The sequence below is a fragment of the Streptosporangium sp. NPDC004631 genome (assembly GCF_053601935.1).
Genome location: NZ_JBSGCR010000006.1, coordinates 92,390 through 108,738, shown reverse-complemented (window position 1 = coordinate 108,738; position 16,349 = coordinate 92,390). Strand labels below are relative to the sequence as shown.

The window sequence follows — 16,349 nt, the reverse complement described above, 5'->3', positions numbered from 1 at the left end:
GCATGAGCAGGCATACGCTCTCCGTGCTGGTGGAGAACAAGCCCGGTGTGCTCGCGCGCGTCGCGGCGCTGTTCAGCCGCCGCGGGTTCAACATCGACTCGCTGGCGGTCGGCCCGACCGAGCACGGGGACATCTCGCGGATGACCATCGTGGTCAACGTCGAGGACCTGCCGCTTGAGCAGGTCACCAAGCAGCTCAACAAGCTGATCAACGTGCTGAAGATCGTGGAGCTCGACCCGGCGCAGGCCGTGCAGCGCGAGCTCACGCTGATCAAGGTGCGAGCCGACGCCGAGAGCCGTTCGAGCGTGCTGGAACTGGTGAACCTCTTCCGGGCGCGCTGCGTCGACGTCGCGCCGGACGCGGTCACCATAGAGGTCACCGGTACGCCGGACAAGCTGCAGGCGTTCATCAAGCTCCTGGAGCCGTTCGGCATCAAGGAGCTCGTCCAGTCGGGCATGGTGGCCATCGGCCGTGGCGCCCGTTCCATCACCGACCGTTCCCTCCGGGCCCTGGACCGGACCGCGTAACCCTACGAGAAACCCTGAAAGGTTAAGCAAGTGACTGAGATCTTCTACGACGACCAGGCCGACCTGTCGATCATCCAGGGCCGGCACGTGGCCGTCCTGGGGTACGGCAGCCAGGGCCATGCCCACGCGCTCTCCCTGCGTGACTCCGGGGTGGACGTCCGGGTCGGCCTGCCCGAGGGCTCCAAGAGCCGGGAGAAGGCCGAGGCCGACGGGCTGCGTGTGCTCGCCCCCGCGGAGGCCGTCGAAGAGGCGGACCTGACCATGATCCTCGCGCCGGACCACATCCAGCGCCACCTCTACGCCGAGCACGTGGCCCCGAACCTCGTCGAGGGCGACGCCCTCTTCTTCGGCCACGGTCTCAACATCCGCTACGGCCTGATCGAGGCCCCCGAGGGTGTGGACGTGGCCATGGTCGCCCCCAAGGGGCCGGGCCACCTCGTCCGCCGCCAGTACACCGCGGGCCGGGGCGTGCCCTGCCTCGTCGCGGTGGAGAAGGACGCCAGCGGCAGCGCCTGGGACCTCGCCCTGTCCTACGCCAAGGGCATCGGCGGCACCCGCGCCGGCGCGCTGAAGACGACCTTCACCGAGGAGACCGAGACCGACCTCTTCGGCGAGCAGGCCGTCCTCTGCGGTGGCGTGTCAGAACTGATCAAGGCCGGGTTCGAGACGCTGATCGAGGCCGGCTACCAGCCCGAGGTCGCCTACTTCGAGTGCCTGCACGAGATGAAGCTGATCGTCGACCTGATGTACGAGGGTGGCATCCACAAGATGTACTGGTCGGTCTCCGACACCGCCGAGTACGGCGGCTACTCCCGCGGCCCGCGCGTCGTGACGCAGGAGACCAAGAAGGAGATGCAGCGGATCCTCGCAGAGATCCAGTCCGGCGAGTTCGCCAGGGAACTGGTGGAGGAGTTCGACAGCGGCCAGAAGAGGTTCTCCGCCTACCGCGAGGAGCTGGCCGGGCACCCGATCGAGAAGACCGGCGCCAAGCTGCGCCCGATGATGAGCTGGCTCAAGTAGCCGCGGCTCCTCCCGGACGGCCCGTGCCCCGCGACGTCTCACGTCGCGGGGCACGGGCCGTTCTCGCGGATCCGGCTTTCGCGGATCCGCGGCGAGACCGGGGCGGGGTCAGTGCTTGCCGAAGTTCTGGGTCCAGTAGATGCCGCGGGAGCTGTTCGCCACGCCCACCCCGATGTGGGTGTAGGCGCAGTTCATGATGTTCTGCCGGTGACCGGTGCTGTTCATCCAGGCCTTGACCACCTCGGCCGGGGTCCGCTGGCCCATCGCGATGTTCTCCGCCCAGGCCGACATCGGGCTGAACCCGGAGGCCTTGATGCGGTCGGTCATGGTCCGGCCGTCCTGCGAGGTGTGGCTGAAGTAGTTCTTGGTCGCCATGTCGTCCGAGTGGCCCTGGGCGGCCGAGCGCAGCTGCGGGTCGTTCTTGAGCGCGCCGCACCCTCCGGCCTGCCGTTCGACGTTGGTCAGCCGGACCACCTCCTCCTGGGAGGACGAGCCCTGGGACGGCGTGGGGGACGGGGTGGGAGGCGGCGTCGGGGTGGGGGTCGGCGTGCCGGGGGAGCAGGACAACCGGACGGTCCCCGAGCGGCCGCCGCTGCCCCGCTGGTCGGTGGCGACGGTGTAGTAGACACCGGGGGCGCACCGAAGCGCAGCGGTGACCCGCCCGTTGGAGCCCGTCCTGGCCGCGCTCTTGACCACGGGGTCGGGGCCGGCCTCGACGCGCTTGATCTGGACGCGGACGCGGGCGACGTCGCCGCAGCCCAGGCGGGCGGCGGACGCCTGAATCCTGCCGTCGGAGGTGACATAGGGCTTTGTCGCGTACACGCGGCACCCGGCCTGCGGGCTCGCCGCGGCCTGTGTGGCGGCCTGTGCGGTGGCCATCGGCGTGCTGAGCGCCACCAGGCTCCCGAGGCACGCAAGCGTCCCTAGCGGTCTACGCATGGATTTCCTCCAGATTGTTAGGCGCTGGATGAATTCCGCATTCTGTCGGGATTGGATCACTCCTGTCACCAAAATCCGGATAATAATTGTGGGTTTTGGGTAAACCAGGGTGGCTCCAGAGGCGTCTGGGACTCGCCGTCCGGTGGTGTCCCGTTCGCCGCCGCGACGGGGTGGGCCGGCTCGATGAGGCCGTGCCGGGACATGCCGTGCCGGGCCGTGCCCGGGCATGGCGGGGCGTGCCGGTTCGGTTCGGGGGGCTCGGAGCCGAGGGGCTCAGGCGAGCTGGGGAGTGATCACCATGAAGGCGCAGTCACCGAAGGAGAGCACGTCTCCGGGGCGGACCTTCGCCGGTCCGACCAGACGCCAGTCGTTCAGCCGGGTGCCGTTGAGCGAACCCAGGTCGACGACGAGCCAGCCCTCCGCGTCGCAGCGCAGCTCGGCGTGGATCCGCGACACGGTCAGGTCCGCCAGGACGAGGTCGCAGGCCGAGCCGCGGCCCACCACGTAGCGGGTACGGCTGTCGCCGGGCAGTGCCAGGCGGGGCAGCCTGGGACGCCGCCAGGCCGACTCCAGGCGTTTGGTGAAGTCGGAGGCCGAGGAGACGACCTCGGTCACCACGCGGCGGAACCGGCCGCGCGGGGGCAGATCGGCGACCAGGTTGTCGAGCTCGCCCTGGTTGCGCGCGCGCAACGCCATGTCCACCCGGCCGAGGAACGTGTCGTGCGAGAGGCGGCCCTCGACGGCGCGGTCACGGAGCTCGTTGATCGCACGATCGCGGTCCCCATCGGACGCGCGGGACGGGGGATGCGTCGAGCTCATCTCCCGAGTATCGGCCCCAGAAGCGGAGCCTGTCCACAATATGCGGATCACTTGCCGCAACCATACTGCGTATGCATACTGAGTATCCATGACGATCCGGCATGGACTTCTCGCTCTGCTGAGCCGGGGCCCCCGTTACGGCTATCAGCTGCGGACCGAGTTCGAGGCGTCGACAGGGGCGACCTGGCCGCTCAACATCGGCCAGGTCTATACGACGCTCTCCCGCCTGGAACGCGACGGCCTGGTGGCCCCCGGGGAACACGACGACCAGGGACGGGTCGTCTACACGATCACCGAGGCCGGTCGGACCGAGATGGAGCGATGGTTTGGCACCCCCGTCGTCCAGTCCGACCGGCCCCGGGACGAACTGGTCGTCAAACTCGCGATGGCGGTCGCCTCCGCCGCGGACGTACGGCCGATCATCCAGGCGCAGCGCACCGCGACCATGCGCACACTCCAGGGCCTCAACCGCGCCAGACGCGCGAGCACCGGCGGTCCGGCGCAACGACTGGTGCTCGAATCGATGATCTTCCAGGCCGAGGCCGAACAGCGCTGGCTCGACCACTGCGAGGCCGTGCTCACGGCCTCCCCTCAGACGCAGGAGAGACAAGCATGAGTTTCGATCCGGTCCTACGGCTCGCGGACGTGAGCCGCGTGCACGGTGAAGGACCGCAGGCCGTGGCGGCGCTGCGGAGGGTGAGCCTGGAGGTCGCCGCCGGAGAACTGGTCGCGATGATGGGGCCGTCCGGATCCGGCAAGTCCACCCTGCTCAACCTCGCGGGCGGCCTTGACCTGCCCACCTCGGGCACCGTGACCGTCGAGGGCACGCCGCTGCCGGGCCTGACCGCCGGAGAGCTGGCCGGGCTCCGCCGCCGCCACGTCGGCTACGTCTTCCAGGACCTCAACCTGATCCCCTCGCTCACCGCGCTGGAGAACGTCACGCTCCCGCGCGAGCTGGACGGGGTCGCCTTCGGAGCGGCCCGGCGCGCGGCGCTGGAGGTCCTCGCCGAGGTGGGCCTCGGAGAGGTCGCCGACCGCCTCCCCGACGAGATCTCCGGCGGCCAGCGCCAGCGGGTCGCGATCGCCCGTGCCCTGGTGGGCGAGCGGCGGCTGATCCTGGCGGACGAGCCCACCGGCGCGCTGGACACCCCGACCGGCGACGAGATCCTCCAGCTCCTGCGCACCCGCTGCGACGCGGGAGCGGCGGTTCTCCTCGTCACCCATGAACCCCGCTACGCCGCCTGGGCCGACCGGGTGGTCTTCCTGCGGGACGGCGAGATCACCGACTCCACCGCCACCCCCCTGGAGAGCGCGCGATGAGCGGGCACGGTGAGCGGCCGGACGGCGGAGCGGGCGACGGAGCACGTGAACGGCCGGGGGAGAGGGAAGGCGGCCGAGCGCGCGAGCGGACGGACGGGGGGACGGGCGGCCGGGACGCCGGCTCCGGGACGCGGGGCAGGCGGACGAGCGCCCTGTCCGCCGTGCTGCGGCTCTCCCTCAGGGACGCCCGGCGGGCAGGGGGCCGCAGCGCGCTGATCGTCGCGATGATCGCCCTGCCGGTCCTCGTGATCACCGGTCTGCTGATCTTCCTGCAGACCATGGACATCGACCCCCGGGAGCAGCTCACCGCGGACATCGGGGCCGCCGACGCCGGCATCCGGACGACGGGGGTGCGGGGCGTGCTGGAGCAGGATCTCCAGGGCCGGAACTGGGCGGCCTCCGAAGAGTCCTCCGAAGGCTCCTCCTCGGCGCGGTCGTGGACGGCCGCCGAGGTGGCCGCGCTTCTCGGCCCGGGGACCAGGCTCCTCCCGATGAACGAGGGCGGTGTCCCCTTCCGCGGCAAGGATGAGTACGGCTACGCGAACGGATACGAGCTGGACCTGCGCGACCCCATGACGACGGGTAGGTACCGCCTGGTCAGAGGCCGCCTCCCCGCCTCGTCCCAGGAGATCGCGATCACTCCCGGGATGCTGGAGAGGGGCGCCCGGCTGGGGGAGACGCTGGCGGTCACGCTGGAGGAGCGCCCGCTGCGGGTCGTCGGGCTGGTCGAGCATCCGCACCGGATCGACGAACCGCAGATCGTCGGACTCCCCGGCACCCTGCTTCTCGGTGAACACGGTAACCACCGCACCGGCTGGCTGGCCGACACCGCGGGCCCGGTCACGGGGGCACTGGTCCAGCGGCTGAACGCGGTCGGACTGCTGGTGGAGTCACGTGCCGTCATCGAGGGCACGTCCGCCGTCCAGGGCAGGCTCCACGCCGATCGGCTGGATGTGAACCGGACCGCGGCGATCGGGCTCACCGGGGTCATGATCGTGCTGGAGGTGGTGCTGCTCGCCGGTCCTGCCTTCGCGGTCGGGCTCCGGCGGCGCCGCCGGGAACTCGCGCTGATCGCCGCGCAGGGCGGCTCCCCCGGACACCTGCGGGCGATCGTCCTGGCCGACGGCGTCGTCCTGGGCGGCGGGGCCGCGGCGCTCGGCCTGATCCTCGGTGCCGGCCTGGCGGCACTGTCGCTCTCGCTGGGGGCCGGCAGGCTGCTCGGCAGGGTCGCGCCCCTGGACATCCCCTGGGGGCCGATCGCGATCGTCGCCCTGCTCGGAGCGGGCAGCGGGCTCGCCGCCGCCGTGGTGCCCGCCCTGCAGGCGGCCCGTCAGGATGTGGCGGCGGTGCTCGGCGGGCGCAGGGGCGGTGTCCGCGACCGGGTGGGCCGTCCGGTGCTGGGCCTCGTCCTGCTCGGCCTGGGGGTCGCGGCGACCCTGTTCGCCGTCAGGTTCGACGTGGTCTGGGTCTTCGCCGCGGCCGTCCTCACTCAGCTCGGGCTGGTCGCGCTGACTCCCCGACTGGTCAAGGGGGCCGCCCGCCTGGCCGTACGGTTTCCACTCCCCCTCCGCCTGGCCGCCCGCGACGCCGCCCGTCACCGAGGCCGTACGGCCTCCGCCGTCGCGGCGGTCATGACCGCCACGGCCGCCGTCGTCGCGGCGGGGATCGCGGGCTCCAGCAACTTCGCGGAGAACCGCGACGCCTTCCAGTCGACCGTCCCGGTCGGGACCACGACGATCAGCGCAGGGGATCCCGACGACGGCCGATGGGCCGAGTTCCGGGCCGCCGCGGAGCGGGCGCTGCCGGGGGTGCCGCTGATCGAGGGCGCCGTGGTCCGGGACGTGGCGGGTCACCCCCTCGCAGTGAGCCCCCGGCGTACCCCCCGGAACAGGCTGAGGGTCTTCTCCACGGAGATCCCGATCGGGGACGGGCGGCTGCTCGCCCTCGTTCAGGGCCGCCCCGACCCGGTGGCCTCAGCCGCGTTCGCCTCGGGCAAGGCCGTGGTGTTCGATCCGAGCCTGGTGCGGAACGGGCGGCTGAGCCTGGACGTGAACTCGCTCGGAGGGGACCGCGAGGGCGGGTCCGACCTCGTCACGGTCCCCGCCGTGGTGGCCCGGGCCGCCGACCCCCGGCAGGCGGTCGCGGTGCTGCCCGTCGCCGCCCTTCACGGCGCCGGGCTGAAGACGAGGCCCCGCGTCCTGTACATCGACCCGGCCGCCTACCGGCCCACCTTCCAGCAGCGGGCCGGGCTCGAATGGAGGCTCCAGAGGGTGATCCCCCAGGTCGGCCTCCAGACGGAGAGCGGATTCGACCAGGAGATCGCTCCGCAGCTCTGGCTGCTCCTGGGGGCGGCGCTCGTCCTGGTGCTGGGCGGCACGTTCGTGGCCACCGGGCTCGCGGCGGCCGACATGCGGCCCGATCTCACCACGATGGCCGCCGTCGGCGCACCGCCCGGCACGCGCAGGCTGGTCGTCGCCGGGCAGGCCGGTCTCATCGCGGGGCTCGGCGTCCTGATCGGCGCGGTGGCAGGCGTCGTGACGGGGATCGCCGCGACCTGGCCCATGACGGCGCGGGCGGGATCCTTCGGGATCATCCTCACCGAGGAGGGCGGGATCCCGTCGCTGCCGTCGGTGCCGCCCACGGTCGAGATTCCCTGGCTCTTTCTCACGGCGGTGGTGATCGGGCTGCCGGTGCTGGCGGCGGCGGTCGCCGGGACGTTCACCCGGACGAGGACGACGCCGACGCCGGTTCGCCGGATCGGATAGCGCCCGCGCCCGGTCGCTCGCCGGGGTGCGGCCCGGCCCCACGAGGGCGCGGCCGTACCCCGGTCGTGCCCCGGTGCGCGCGGGGCGGCGGGTCAGTCGGTGACGTCGGCGCAGACCACGTGGACGCCCAGCTCGATCATGCGCTGCTCGCTGTGCGCGTCGGCGACCCGGGCCATCAGGATCGGCGCCTCGCTCGCCGCGAGCTGCGGCAGCCGGGCGCGCACCCCGCGGTGCAGGTCCCTGACCACCTCCTCGGCCGCGGACATGTGCGCCTTGACATGCAGCATGATCCCGGGGGCGCCGGAGCTGGTCCGGGCCTCGGAGATCCACACGTGGTGGACCAGCGGATAGTCGGTGAGCAGCTCCGCGACCGCGACCCGCAGCGCGGGCAGGATCGGGTGGTCACACCGGCGGTAGCCGGGGTCCACCTGCTGCATGGGCCCCGACAGGTGGGGGCGGGGCGCGGGGATCCACGGCTGGGCGGACGCCGCGGGCACGGGGATCCGCTGGCTCACCGTGGGGACGTGGGAGGAGACCGTGGCCATCGCTCCGGTCGCGTACGCCGTCGGGGTCGCGGCCGACAGCGCCGGCGCGGGACCACTGCGGGTCGAGAGGAGGTGACGCTGGAGGTCCTCGATCGGCACGGCGGCGGCCGCCGGCCCCGCCGCGTCGATCACGATCTCCCGCACGCCGGTGACGCGCTGGATGTCGAGGATGGTGTCGGCGTCGCAGGCCGACAGCGAGTGATTGCCGCGGTGACGTGCGTAGGTGCTCGCGGAGGTGTATCCGAGCAGGACCCGATCACCGGCCTGGGTCGTGCCGAGCACGACGGAACGGTCGGGGCGCACGGCCACCAGAAGTCCCCATTCGGCCAGCGCCGCAAGCAGCCGGTGCGGATCGCCGTGCTGTGCGAGCACGTCGCCGAGAGCGGGGTTCCCGATGCTCATATAACGAACCATAGGTACTGAACCACGGCTTATCAGGGTAATCGCGAATATTTCTTGACATCAAGACCAAGTTAAATTTTCTCCGCGTAGATCACGTAGGGGGCGGGTAACGTCTCGGATCGCGGGACACTCGTGAACGCGTTCACAAGCGCCGATAGACTACGTGAGGTTCGTGCAGCCTCCACGTCTCTAAGGATCTTGCCTGTGAACAAGCCCGTCGTACTGGTCGCAGAGGAACTCTCCGAGGCCGGCCTCGCGGTTCTGGGCGCTGACTTCGAAGTCCGTCACACCGACGGCGCCGACCGTGCCCAGTTCCTGCCCGCCCTCGCCGACGTGGACGCGCTCATCGTGCGCAGTGCCACCCAGGTGGACGCCGAGGCGATCGCCGGCGCGCCCCGGCTCCGGGTCGTCGCCCGCGCCGGCGTCGGCCTCGACAACGTGGACGTGGAGGCCGCCACCAAGGCCGGTGTCATGGTCGTCAACGCGCCCACCTCCAACATCACCAGCGCCGCCGAGCACACCGTCGCGCTGATCCTCGCCTCCGCCCGCAACGTCGCCCAGGCGCACTCCGCGCTCAAGGGCGGCGAGTGGAAACGCTCGAAGTACACCGGTGTGGAGCTCGACGAGAAGGTCGTCGGCATCCTCGGCCTGGGCAAGATCGGCCAGCTGGTCGCGCAGCGCCTCCAGCCGTTCGGCGTCGAGCTGATCGCCTACGACCCCTACCTGCAGCCGGCCCGCGCCGCGCAGATGGGCGTCCGGCTGGTCTCGCTGGAGGAGGTCCTGCGCGAGGCCGACTTCATCACCGTCCACCTGCCCAAGTCCAAGGAGACCGTCGGGCTGATCGGCGACCGGGAGCTCCACCAGGTCAAGCCGTCCGTCCGCCTGGTCAACGTCGCCCGCGGCGGCATCATCGACGAGAACGCCCTCTACTCCGCGATCAAGGAGGGGCGCGTCGCCGGAGCCGGCATCGACGTGTTCCCCAAGGAGCCCGTCACCGACAGCCCGCTCTTCGAGCTGGACCAGGTCGTCGTCACCCCGCACCTGGGCGCCTCCACCCACGAGGCCCAGGAGAAGGCCGGCACCCAGGTCGCGCGGAGCGTGAAGCTCGCCCTCGCCGGTGAGTTCGTGCCGGACGCGGTCAACGTCCAGGGCGGCGCGGTGGCCGAGGACGTCAAGCCGGGCCTGCCGCTGGCCGAGAAGCTCGGCCGGGTGTTCACCGCCCTCGCGGGCGAGGTCGCCACCAGGCTCGACGTCGAGGTGCGCGGCGAGATCGCCTCCAAGGACGTCCGCGTGCTGGAGCTGGCCGCCCTCAAGGGTGTCTTCACCGACGTGGTCGAGGACTCGGTCACCTATGTCAACGCCCCGCTCCTGGCCAAGGACCGAGGCGTGATCGTCGAGCTGCTCACCAGCTCCGACAGCCCCGACTGGCGCAACGTGGTGACCGTCCGCGGCGTCCTCGCCGACGGGCGCACGGTCTCGGTCTCCGGCACGCTCTCCGGGCCGCGCCAGATCACGAAGATCGTCGAGGTCAACGGCTTCCAGATGGAGATCGAGCCGACCGACCACCTGTCGTTCTTCACCTACACCGACCGCCCCGGCATCGTCGGCGTCGTCGGCCGCATTCTCGGCGACCACGGCATCAACATCGCCTCCATGCAGGTGGCGCGGGATGTCAAGGGCGGCAAGGCGCTCATCGCGCTGACCGTCGACACCGCCATTCCGTCCGAGGTGATCGACCAGATCGGCGCCGAGATCGGCGCCGACAGCGGTCGCTCGGTCGACCTGGCCGAGTAGGACCTCCCGGACAATCCCTCCGTGACACGGCCGGCGCCCCGAATCGCCGGGGGCACCGGCCGCGTCCGTTTCTGGAACGCTCCCGAGCCGCCTGCGACGCTGTCTCAGCATGTGAGAAATCTGTACGGGGGGCGAGACGGCGTGGTAACCGCCGGATAACATGGCAGGAAATGCCGCAGGTTTTTGTAGTCATTACCTGCCGCGGCGGGGCCTGACAGAGGCGGGCCGGCAGCCCGCCGCGGTGCGACGGCGCCGGTCGGCTCACACCCCCGCCGCGATCCGTGATCCGGATTCGCGGTCTCGGGTCTGTTTCCGGCTCCACGACCGGAGCCCGGATCACCTCCCCCCGTTCCATGTGATCTGTTCCACACGACCGAGACGAGAGTCACCATGTACGACATGTATCCCTGGAACCGTCCCGAGGAGACCGAGGACGAGGCCGCCCAGGCGCTCCAGACCGCCCTGGACCGCCGTGACAACGGCGGGATCCCCACGCGTTCCTAGCCGGACCCCTCCCGGCGGGCCGGCTCTGCCGGAACCCGCCTGGACGGGTGGTGGGTCGCGACCTTAAAGAAACGGTCAAAAGGCGATAAAGAAAGCAAAATCCTTGCCTCCGATCCGTGGGACACCTGTCCGAGGGGTGAGATCGGTGGTTCGATCACCGAGACGGACCGGTAAGGTGCGTGCATGGACTCGCGCAACATTCGCCTGGCGGTCATTCCCGGGGACGGGATCGGGGCCGAGGTCGTCACCGAGGGCCTGAAGGTCCTGGAGGCGGTCGGCACGAAGGTGGAGACCACCACCTACGACCTGGGGGCCAAGCGGTACCATCAGACCGGTGAGACCCTTCCCGAAACGGTCCTGGACGAGTTGCGCGGATACGACGCGATCCTGCTCGGCGCGGTCGGCGACCCCAGCGTGCCGCCGGGCATCCTGGAGCGCGACCTGCTGCTCAAGCTCCGCTTCGAGCTCGACCACTACGTCAACCTGCGCCCGGTCAAGCTCTTCCCCGGCGTGGAGACCCCGCTGGGCAAGGCCCGCCCCGAGGACATCGACATGATCGTCGTCCGCGAGGGCACCGAGGGCCCCTACGCCGGCGCCGGCGGCGTGCTGCGCCGGGGCACCCCGTACGAGGTCGCCACCCAGGAGTCGCTGAACACCGCCTTCGGCGTCGAGCGCGTCGTCCGCTACGCCTTCGACAGGGCGCTCACCCGGCCGCGCAGGAAGCTGACGCTGGTCCACAAGACCAACGTGCTCACCTACGCCGGTGACCTTTGGGCCCGCACCGTCGACCGGGTCAGCCTGGAGTACCCCGACGTGACCACCGACTACTGCCACATCGACGCCGCCTCGATGTTCTTCGTCAACCAGCCGGAGCGGTTCGACGTGGTCGTCACCGACAACCTCTTCGGCGACATCATCACCGACATCGGCGCCGCCATCGCCGGTGGCATCGGCCTGGCCGCCAGCGGAAACATCAACCCCGACCGCACCGCGCCGAGCATGTTCGAGCCGGTCCACGGCAGCGCCCCCGACATCGCCGGGCAGGGCAAGGCCGACCCGACCGCGACGATCCTGTCGGTCGCCATGCTCCTGGACCACCTCGGCCTGGCCGAGCAGGCCGCCAGGGTCGAGCAGGCCGTGGCCGACGACCTGGTCGAGCGGCTGACCGGCTGGACCGGCCGGACCACCCATGAGATCGGCGACGACATCACCGCCCGAGTAGCCGGCTGAGAGGCCGCCCATTCGACTCAGACGCGCCTGGCGGCTCACCCGAGCGGCCCGGCGCGTCTTCTTTTTGCCCCGCACGCCCCCCGGCACTGCCGGTTTTCCACAGGTTGCAGTAGTTTCCCGTTACCTGCTCCATCGCAGAATGGACTCAGGCGTAGTCCGTCACAAAGAGAAGGATCTCTGTCATGACCACCGCTCAGAAGCTCAGCTTCGACGTGCAGCTCTCCGACCACGCGCGCACCGCGGCCGAGCGTGAGCGGGTAATGGCGGATCCGGGATTCGGCCAGACCTTCACCGACCACATGATCTCGATCGACTACACGGAGGGGGAGGGCTGGCACGACGCGCGGCTCATGCCGTACGGGCCGCTCAGCCTCGACCCGGCGACCTCGGTCTTTCACTACGCCCAGGAGCTCTTCGAGGGGCTGAAGGCCTACCGCCAGGAGAACGGGACGATCGCCAGCTTCCGGCCCTACTCCAACGCGGCCCGCTTCAACCTGTCGGCGGCGCGGATGGCCATGCCGGCGCTGCCCGAGGAGACGTTCGTCGAGTCACTGGAACTCCTCGTCCAGACCGACCGTGACTGGGTGCCCACCATCCAGGGCCACAGCCTCTACCTGCGCCCCTTCATGATCGCCACGCAGGCCGCACTGGGGGTGAACTACCCGTCGAGGACCTACCGTTACATGGTGATCGCCTCCCCGGCCGCCGCCTACTTCGGCGCGGGCAGGCCCGTCTCGGTCTGGCTCTCCACCGAGTACACCCGGGCCGCCCCCGGCGGCACCGGCTTCGCCAAGTGCGGCGGCAACTACGCGGCGGCCTTCGTGGCTCAGCGCCAGGCCATCGAGCAGGGCTGTGACCAGGTGGTCTGGCTCGACTCCCACGAGCACCGCCAGGTCGAGGAGATGGGCGGGATGAACCTGTTCTTCGTCTATGGCGACCGCCTGCTCACCCCGGCCCTCACCGGCACGCTCCTTCCCGGCATCACCCGCGACTCGATCCTCACCCTCGCCGCCGACCTCGGCCTGACCGCCGAGGAGGGGCGCCTGTCGATCGAGGAGTGGCAGAGCGGCTGCGAGTCCGGCGAACTCACCGAGGTCTTCGCCTGCGGCACCGCCGCGGTGGTGACCCCGGTCGGCTCGGTCAAGGGCGCCGACCGCGCCTGGACCGTCGGCGACGGCACTCAGGGCCCCGTCACCTCCAGGATCCGTGAGGCCCTGGTCGGCATCCAGTACGGCTCCCGCCCCGACACGCACGGCTGGATCCACAAGATCTGCTGACCGTCCCCCCGGGAGACTCGGCCGCCACACCCCGGCCGGGTTCCCGCCGGAGGGCGCCTACGCCTCGACCAGCCTGCCCGTGTCGCTCGTCAGTGCTTTCGAATCATGGTGAGGCCGTCGGCGATCGGCAGCATCAGCGAGGTCACCCTGCTGTCGGACACGACCAGGTCGTTGAACTCGCGGATGGCCCGGGTCGCCTCGTCGTCCACCGTGGGGTCGGCCACGCGACCGCTCCACAGGGTGTTGTCGACGAGGATCAGGCCGCCCGGGGCGAGACGCGACATGAGGATCTCGTAGTAGACGGGGTAGTTGGGCTTGTCGGCGTCGATGAACGCCAGGTCCACGGCCCGGTCGCCGGGAAGCTCCGCCAGCCGCTCGGCGGCCGGGCCGATCCTGAGCTCGACGCGGTCGGTGAGCCCGGCCTTCTCCCAGTAGCGCCGGGCGATCGCCGTCCACTCCTCGCTGACGTCGAAGCAGGTCAGCCTGCCGCCGGAACCGAGCCCCCTCGCCAGGCAGATGGAGGAGTAACCGGTGAAGGTCCCCACCTCCACCACGTTCTCCGCACGGCTGAGCTGAGTGATCATGGTGAGGAACCGCCCCTGGTCGGGGGAGATCTGCATGCCCGCCCGGTCGCCGGTGACCTCCCGAGTCTCCAGGGCGAGCGCGTCGAGGAGGTCGTCGGGCAGGGTGGTGTGCGCGAGCAGATACTGCCCGACGGCGGGGTCCAGATAGGTCGCCTTCATACCGACCATTGTCATCCGGACCGGGGCCGGCGGTCGTCCGATCGGTGTCCGGTACCGGAAAAATCTCCGCGCCATGTGAAGCGGGGCGCCGGGCTTCGCGGAGGTTCGCAGTTCGTGTACGGGAATACGTCTGCGTGCCTCGGGGGTAAGGCACTACCGTTCTCGCGTGGCGCAGGGCGCTTCCCGCGGCCGGTGGCTCATCGGCGGATGGGTGCCGGGGAAAGGGCGGAGAAAAGGCCGTGCCCCGGGCGGCATGCGAAGCAGAGGCGGACCCGGGGCTTACCCGGCTAAGTGTATCCGGCCACCCGTTCCCCCGACAACCGATCCTCCCCCGGAGTGCCGCTGTGAGCTTTGAGCTGCCCGAATGGTTCCATCGGATGTTCTCCTCGCCGCGTTTCGCTCCGTATCGGGATGCTACGGGCGGGGATGACAGGCGGGCATGGGATCTGTACCGGTGGAACATCGAGGTGTCGGAGGCCTTCTACTGCCCTCTGCACTGCCTGGAGGTCAGCCTGCGCAACGCGCAGCACGCCGAGTTGAGTGCCAGGTTCGGCCGAGCCGACTGGTGGGTCGTGGCGCCGCTGCGAAAGCACGAGCTTGCCAAGGTCGCACAGGCTGAGCGCAGTCTGTGGAGGAAGGGGAGCGATGCTCCCACCACCGATGACGTGATCACCGAACTGTCCTTCGGGTTCTGGGCATCACTCCTGAGCCGGTCCTACGACCGCTACCTCTGGGTGCCCGCGTTGTACAGGGCCTTTCCCCACTATTCGGGGCGTCGTGGGGAACTGCATGACAACCTGCAGGCCATGGTCCTGCTACGTAACCGGGTCATGCATCATGAGCCCATTCACCACCGGCGTCTCGAAGCCGACCATGTGAAGGTCTACAGGCTCCTGGGCTACCTTGAGCCGGCCGTCGTGGTCTGGTTGAGGGACTTCGACAGGGTTCTTGAGGTTCTCGGCCGGCGCCCCGAGGGGAGGGAGCGGTGACGGACTCCCTTGAGGGGTATCTGTCACGCTCGGATATCGCCCGTCTCTCCGGGATGGGGCGGCCCCCTTCCCCCTCCGGGAGGGGGCCGCGTTGGGGTGCGACCCGGGTCCCCTCCGGCCTGGGTCGCACGGTGAGGGCGCGGCGGTGTCCCCTTGGGAGGGAGGGAACTCCACTGGTCGACCCCACTCCAGGGCCTGCGGGCCACGGCGGGGGCTTCGCGGTGCTGACCGTCCAAGGTTTTGAGCCGGACACCATCACCGAGTCTCTTCATGCCCGGATGCCGACACCCGACGAGGCCCGGGAACTGGAGCTTCCCGTAGGCGAACCTGTGGTGGTGCTCAAGCGCACAACTACCACGCGGAGTGGCCAGGTTGTCGAGTTCGCGCGTGGCGTCCATGCGGCCACACGATTCGAATGGTTCTATAGTTTCAAGATTCCGGAATAGGCCGAGCATGGGCATTCTGCCTGAAAACATTCTAGACGACCTTGAAATTCTGTGGGACTACCACAACCTGCACCATGAGCTGCGACATTCCGATATCGGAGTGGGGCTCGGGGGTCACGACATAGGAGTGGCCACCTTTACAGCCGAGCTTTTCAAGAGGGGAATGTTCCCGCGCCTCGTCTTCACCGGCGCCAACTCGCCGACCACGGTCAAGCGGTTCCCGCGAGGCGAGGCGATTCACTACCGGGACGAGGCCGTCGGGCTGGGCGTGCCGTCAGAGAGGATCCTTGTCGAGACGAGGGCGACCAACACGGGGCAGAACATCGAGTTCACCCGTACGCTGCTTGCGGATCACGGCGTAAACATCTCGTCCGTCACGCTTGTCTCCCGCCCCTACCAGCAGAGGCGAGCGTACGCGACCTGCAGGAAGATGTGGCCCGAGGTGGATGTCATCTGCGCGGCCGAACCCTTGTCGCTGGAGGATTACATCGAATCAATAGGAGACGTTGAACGGGTCGCCGACATGATCGTCGGAGACACTCAACGCATCTCCAAGTACGCTGAACTCGGGTTTGCCATACCGCAAGAAATGTCCGACGAGGTGCGACGCGCATACGATCGCCTCGTCGCGGCGGGCCATACAAGCAGGCTGATCTGACCGGTGCCGAGTGGGTGTCCGCGACGGGGACCTCTGATCCTCGGCACGGAAGGCGCCGCGCGGCCGGATGCCTGGGAACGCTCCCAGTCGCGCCTCCCCGATCGAGGCCCGGACGGCGACGGAGAACGTCCTTGGGGCGCTGGATGAGAAGGTCGCCGTATATCACCAGATCAGCCGGTCAATCGCCGGGTCGCGCGATGCTCCTCCGGGGGTCCGCTCAGCTGTTTCGGTGAGCGGACAGGTCTCGGATCCTGAGATCAATGTGTCAAACGGTGGTGGCGTGTGGCAGACTCCGAGGCATCATGTTCTACGGTCTGCTCATTATCGGCAGGCGCGCTGGCTGACAAGGGACACCGCCAGCGCGCCGACCT

General features: G+C 69.8%; 15 protein-coding genes. 11 read left to right on the top strand and 4 right to left on the bottom strand.

Annotated features, from left to right (window positions below; translation table 11 throughout):
• Positions 1-2 precede the first annotated feature (2 nt).
• Positions 3-527 (top strand): acetolactate synthase small subunit, encoded by a 525-nt coding sequence (gene ilvN, locus ACWEF2_RS08370; RefSeq protein ID WP_355594901.1) that lies wholly within the window; start codon positions 3-5, stop codon positions 525-527.
• A 39-nt stretch (positions 528-566) separates the two neighbouring features.
• The gene (gene ilvC / locus ACWEF2_RS08365) at positions 567-1,547 is read left to right on the top strand and encodes a ketol-acid reductoisomerase (protein WP_453813405.1); all 981 of its coding nucleotides are present in this window, start codon (positions 567-569) and stop codon (positions 1,545-1,547) included.
• A gap of 108 nt (positions 1,548-1,655) precedes the next feature.
• On the opposite strand, the gene ACWEF2_RS08360 is transcribed toward ilvC, so the two are convergent.
• Positions 1,656-2,486: a CAP domain-containing protein gene (locus ACWEF2_RS08360; RefSeq protein ID WP_453813124.1), complete on the bottom strand. Its 831-nt coding sequence runs from the start codon at positions 2,484-2,486 to the stop codon at positions 1,656-1,658.
• Positions 2,487-2,759: 273 nt separating this feature from the next.
• Positions 2,760-3,305, bottom strand: coding sequence for an FHA domain-containing protein (locus ACWEF2_RS08355; RefSeq protein WP_453813122.1), 546 nt, complete (start codon positions 3,303-3,305; stop codon positions 2,760-2,762).
• An 88-nt stretch (positions 3,306-3,393) separates the two neighbouring features.
• Between ACWEF2_RS08355 and ACWEF2_RS08350 the strand changes: the two genes are divergently transcribed.
• From ACWEF2_RS08350 to ACWEF2_RS08340, 3 genes are read left to right on the top strand one after another with little or no spacing between them, the layout of a single operon-like run.
• On the top strand, positions 3,394-3,921 hold the full coding sequence (locus tag ACWEF2_RS08350; RefSeq protein ID WP_453813120.1) for a PadR family transcriptional regulator: 528 nt from the start codon (positions 3,394-3,396) through the stop codon (positions 3,919-3,921).
• Positions 3,918-4,625: an ABC transporter ATP-binding protein gene (locus tag ACWEF2_RS08345; protein WP_453813118.1), complete on the top strand. Its 708-nt coding sequence runs from the start codon at positions 3,918-3,920 to the stop codon at positions 4,623-4,625. The genes ACWEF2_RS08350 and ACWEF2_RS08345 overlap by 4 nt, the downstream gene beginning before the upstream one ends.
• Positions 4,622-7,390: an FtsX-like permease family protein gene (locus ACWEF2_RS08340; protein ID WP_453813116.1), complete on the top strand. Its 2,769-nt coding sequence runs from the start codon at positions 4,622-4,624 to the stop codon at positions 7,388-7,390. Before ACWEF2_RS08345 ends, ACWEF2_RS08340 begins: the two co-directional genes overlap by 4 nt.
• A 92-nt stretch (positions 7,391-7,482) precedes the next feature.
• Here the strand turns inward: ACWEF2_RS08340 and ACWEF2_RS08335 are convergent, their stop codons facing one another.
• Entirely contained in the window at positions 7,483-8,337 is an 855-nt protein-coding gene (locus tag ACWEF2_RS08335; protein WP_453813114.1) for a hypothetical protein, read from the bottom strand.
• Between the two features lie 204 nt (positions 8,338-8,541).
• Between ACWEF2_RS08335 and serA the strand changes: the two genes are divergently transcribed.
• The 3 genes from serA to ACWEF2_RS08320 all read left to right on the top strand — a co-directional run bounded on the left by serA (position 8,542) and on the right by ACWEF2_RS08320 (position 13,142).
• On the top strand, positions 8,542-10,131 hold the full coding sequence (gene serA / locus ACWEF2_RS08330) for a phosphoglycerate dehydrogenase (protein WP_453813112.1): 1,590 nt from the start codon (positions 8,542-8,544) through the stop codon (positions 10,129-10,131).
• A gap of 687 nt (positions 10,132-10,818) precedes the next feature.
• On the top strand, positions 10,819-11,865 hold the full coding sequence (locus ACWEF2_RS08325) for a 3-isopropylmalate dehydrogenase (RefSeq protein WP_453813110.1): 1,047 nt from the start codon (positions 10,819-10,821) through the stop codon (positions 11,863-11,865).
• 182 nt (positions 11,866-12,047) lie between these two features.
• Entirely contained in the window at positions 12,048-13,142 is a 1,095-nt protein-coding gene (locus tag ACWEF2_RS08320; RefSeq protein ID WP_453813108.1) for a branched-chain amino acid aminotransferase, read from the top strand.
• A gap of 89 nt (positions 13,143-13,231) precedes the next feature.
• Here ACWEF2_RS08320 and ACWEF2_RS08315 read toward each other — a convergent pair whose 3' ends face one another.
• A complete protein-coding gene (locus ACWEF2_RS08315; RefSeq protein ID WP_453813106.1) occupies positions 13,232-13,885 on the bottom strand; it encodes an O-methyltransferase in 654 nt (217 codons plus the stop codon).
• Positions 13,886-14,229: 344 nt separating this feature from the next.
• On the opposite strand from ACWEF2_RS08315, the gene ACWEF2_RS08310 reads away from it, so the two are divergent.
• The 3 genes from ACWEF2_RS08310 (at position 14,230) to ACWEF2_RS08300 (ending at position 15,978) form a co-directional block, all read left to right on the top strand.
• On the top strand, positions 14,230-14,874 hold the full coding sequence (locus tag ACWEF2_RS08310; protein WP_453813105.1) for a hypothetical protein: 645 nt from the start codon (positions 14,230-14,232) through the stop codon (positions 14,872-14,874).
• 221 nt (positions 14,875-15,095) lie between these two features.
• Positions 15,096-15,320 (top strand): UTRA domain-containing protein, encoded by a 225-nt coding sequence (locus ACWEF2_RS08305; RefSeq protein ID WP_453813103.1) that lies wholly within the window; start codon positions 15,096-15,098, stop codon positions 15,318-15,320.
• A 7-nt stretch (positions 15,321-15,327) separates the two neighbouring features.
• Positions 15,328-15,978 carry a YdcF family protein gene (locus ACWEF2_RS08300; protein WP_453813102.1) on the top strand — a complete coding sequence of 217 codons (651 nt, stop codon included), beginning with the start codon at positions 15,328-15,330 and terminating at the stop codon, positions 15,976-15,978.
• The last annotated feature ends 371 nt before the right edge of the window (positions 15,979-16,349 follow it).

Bases quoted from the DNA above. Each gene is read 5' to 3' on its own strand.
- ACWEF2_RS08315 (WP_453813106.1), bottom strand. From the start codon at position 13,885: ATGAAGGCGACCTATCTGGACCCCGCCGTCGGGCAGTATCTGCTCGCG.
- ilvN (WP_355594901.1), top strand. From the start codon at position 3: ATGAGCAGGCATACGCTCTCCGTGCTGGTGGAGAACAAGCCCGGTGTG.
- ACWEF2_RS08320 (WP_453813108.1), top strand. From the start codon at position 12,048: ATGACCACCGCTCAGAAGCTCAGCTTCGACGTGCAGCTCTCCGACCAC.
- ACWEF2_RS08335 (WP_453813114.1), bottom strand. From the start codon at position 8,337: ATGAGCATCGGGAACCCCGCTCTCGGCGACGTGCTCGCACAGCACGGC.
- ACWEF2_RS08325 (WP_453813110.1), top strand. From the start codon at position 10,819: ATGGACTCGCGCAACATTCGCCTGGCGGTCATTCCCGGGGACGGGATC.
- ACWEF2_RS08355 (WP_453813122.1), bottom strand. From the start codon at position 3,305: ATGAGCTCGACGCATCCCCCGTCCCGCGCGTCCGATGGGGACCGCGAT.
- ACWEF2_RS08360 (WP_453813124.1), bottom strand. From the start codon at position 2,486: ATGCGTAGACCGCTAGGGACGCTTGCGTGCCTCGGGAGCCTGGTGGCG.
- ACWEF2_RS08300 (WP_453813102.1), top strand. From the start codon at position 15,328: ATGGGCATTCTGCCTGAAAACATTCTAGACGACCTTGAAATTCTGTGG.
- ACWEF2_RS08350 (WP_453813120.1), top strand. From the start codon at position 3,394: ATGACGATCCGGCATGGACTTCTCGCTCTGCTGAGCCGGGGCCCCCGT.
- ACWEF2_RS08340 (WP_453813116.1), top strand. From the start codon at position 4,622: ATGAGCGGGCACGGTGAGCGGCCGGACGGCGGAGCGGGCGACGGAGCA.
- ACWEF2_RS08345 (WP_453813118.1), top strand. From the start codon at position 3,918: ATGAGTTTCGATCCGGTCCTACGGCTCGCGGACGTGAGCCGCGTGCAC.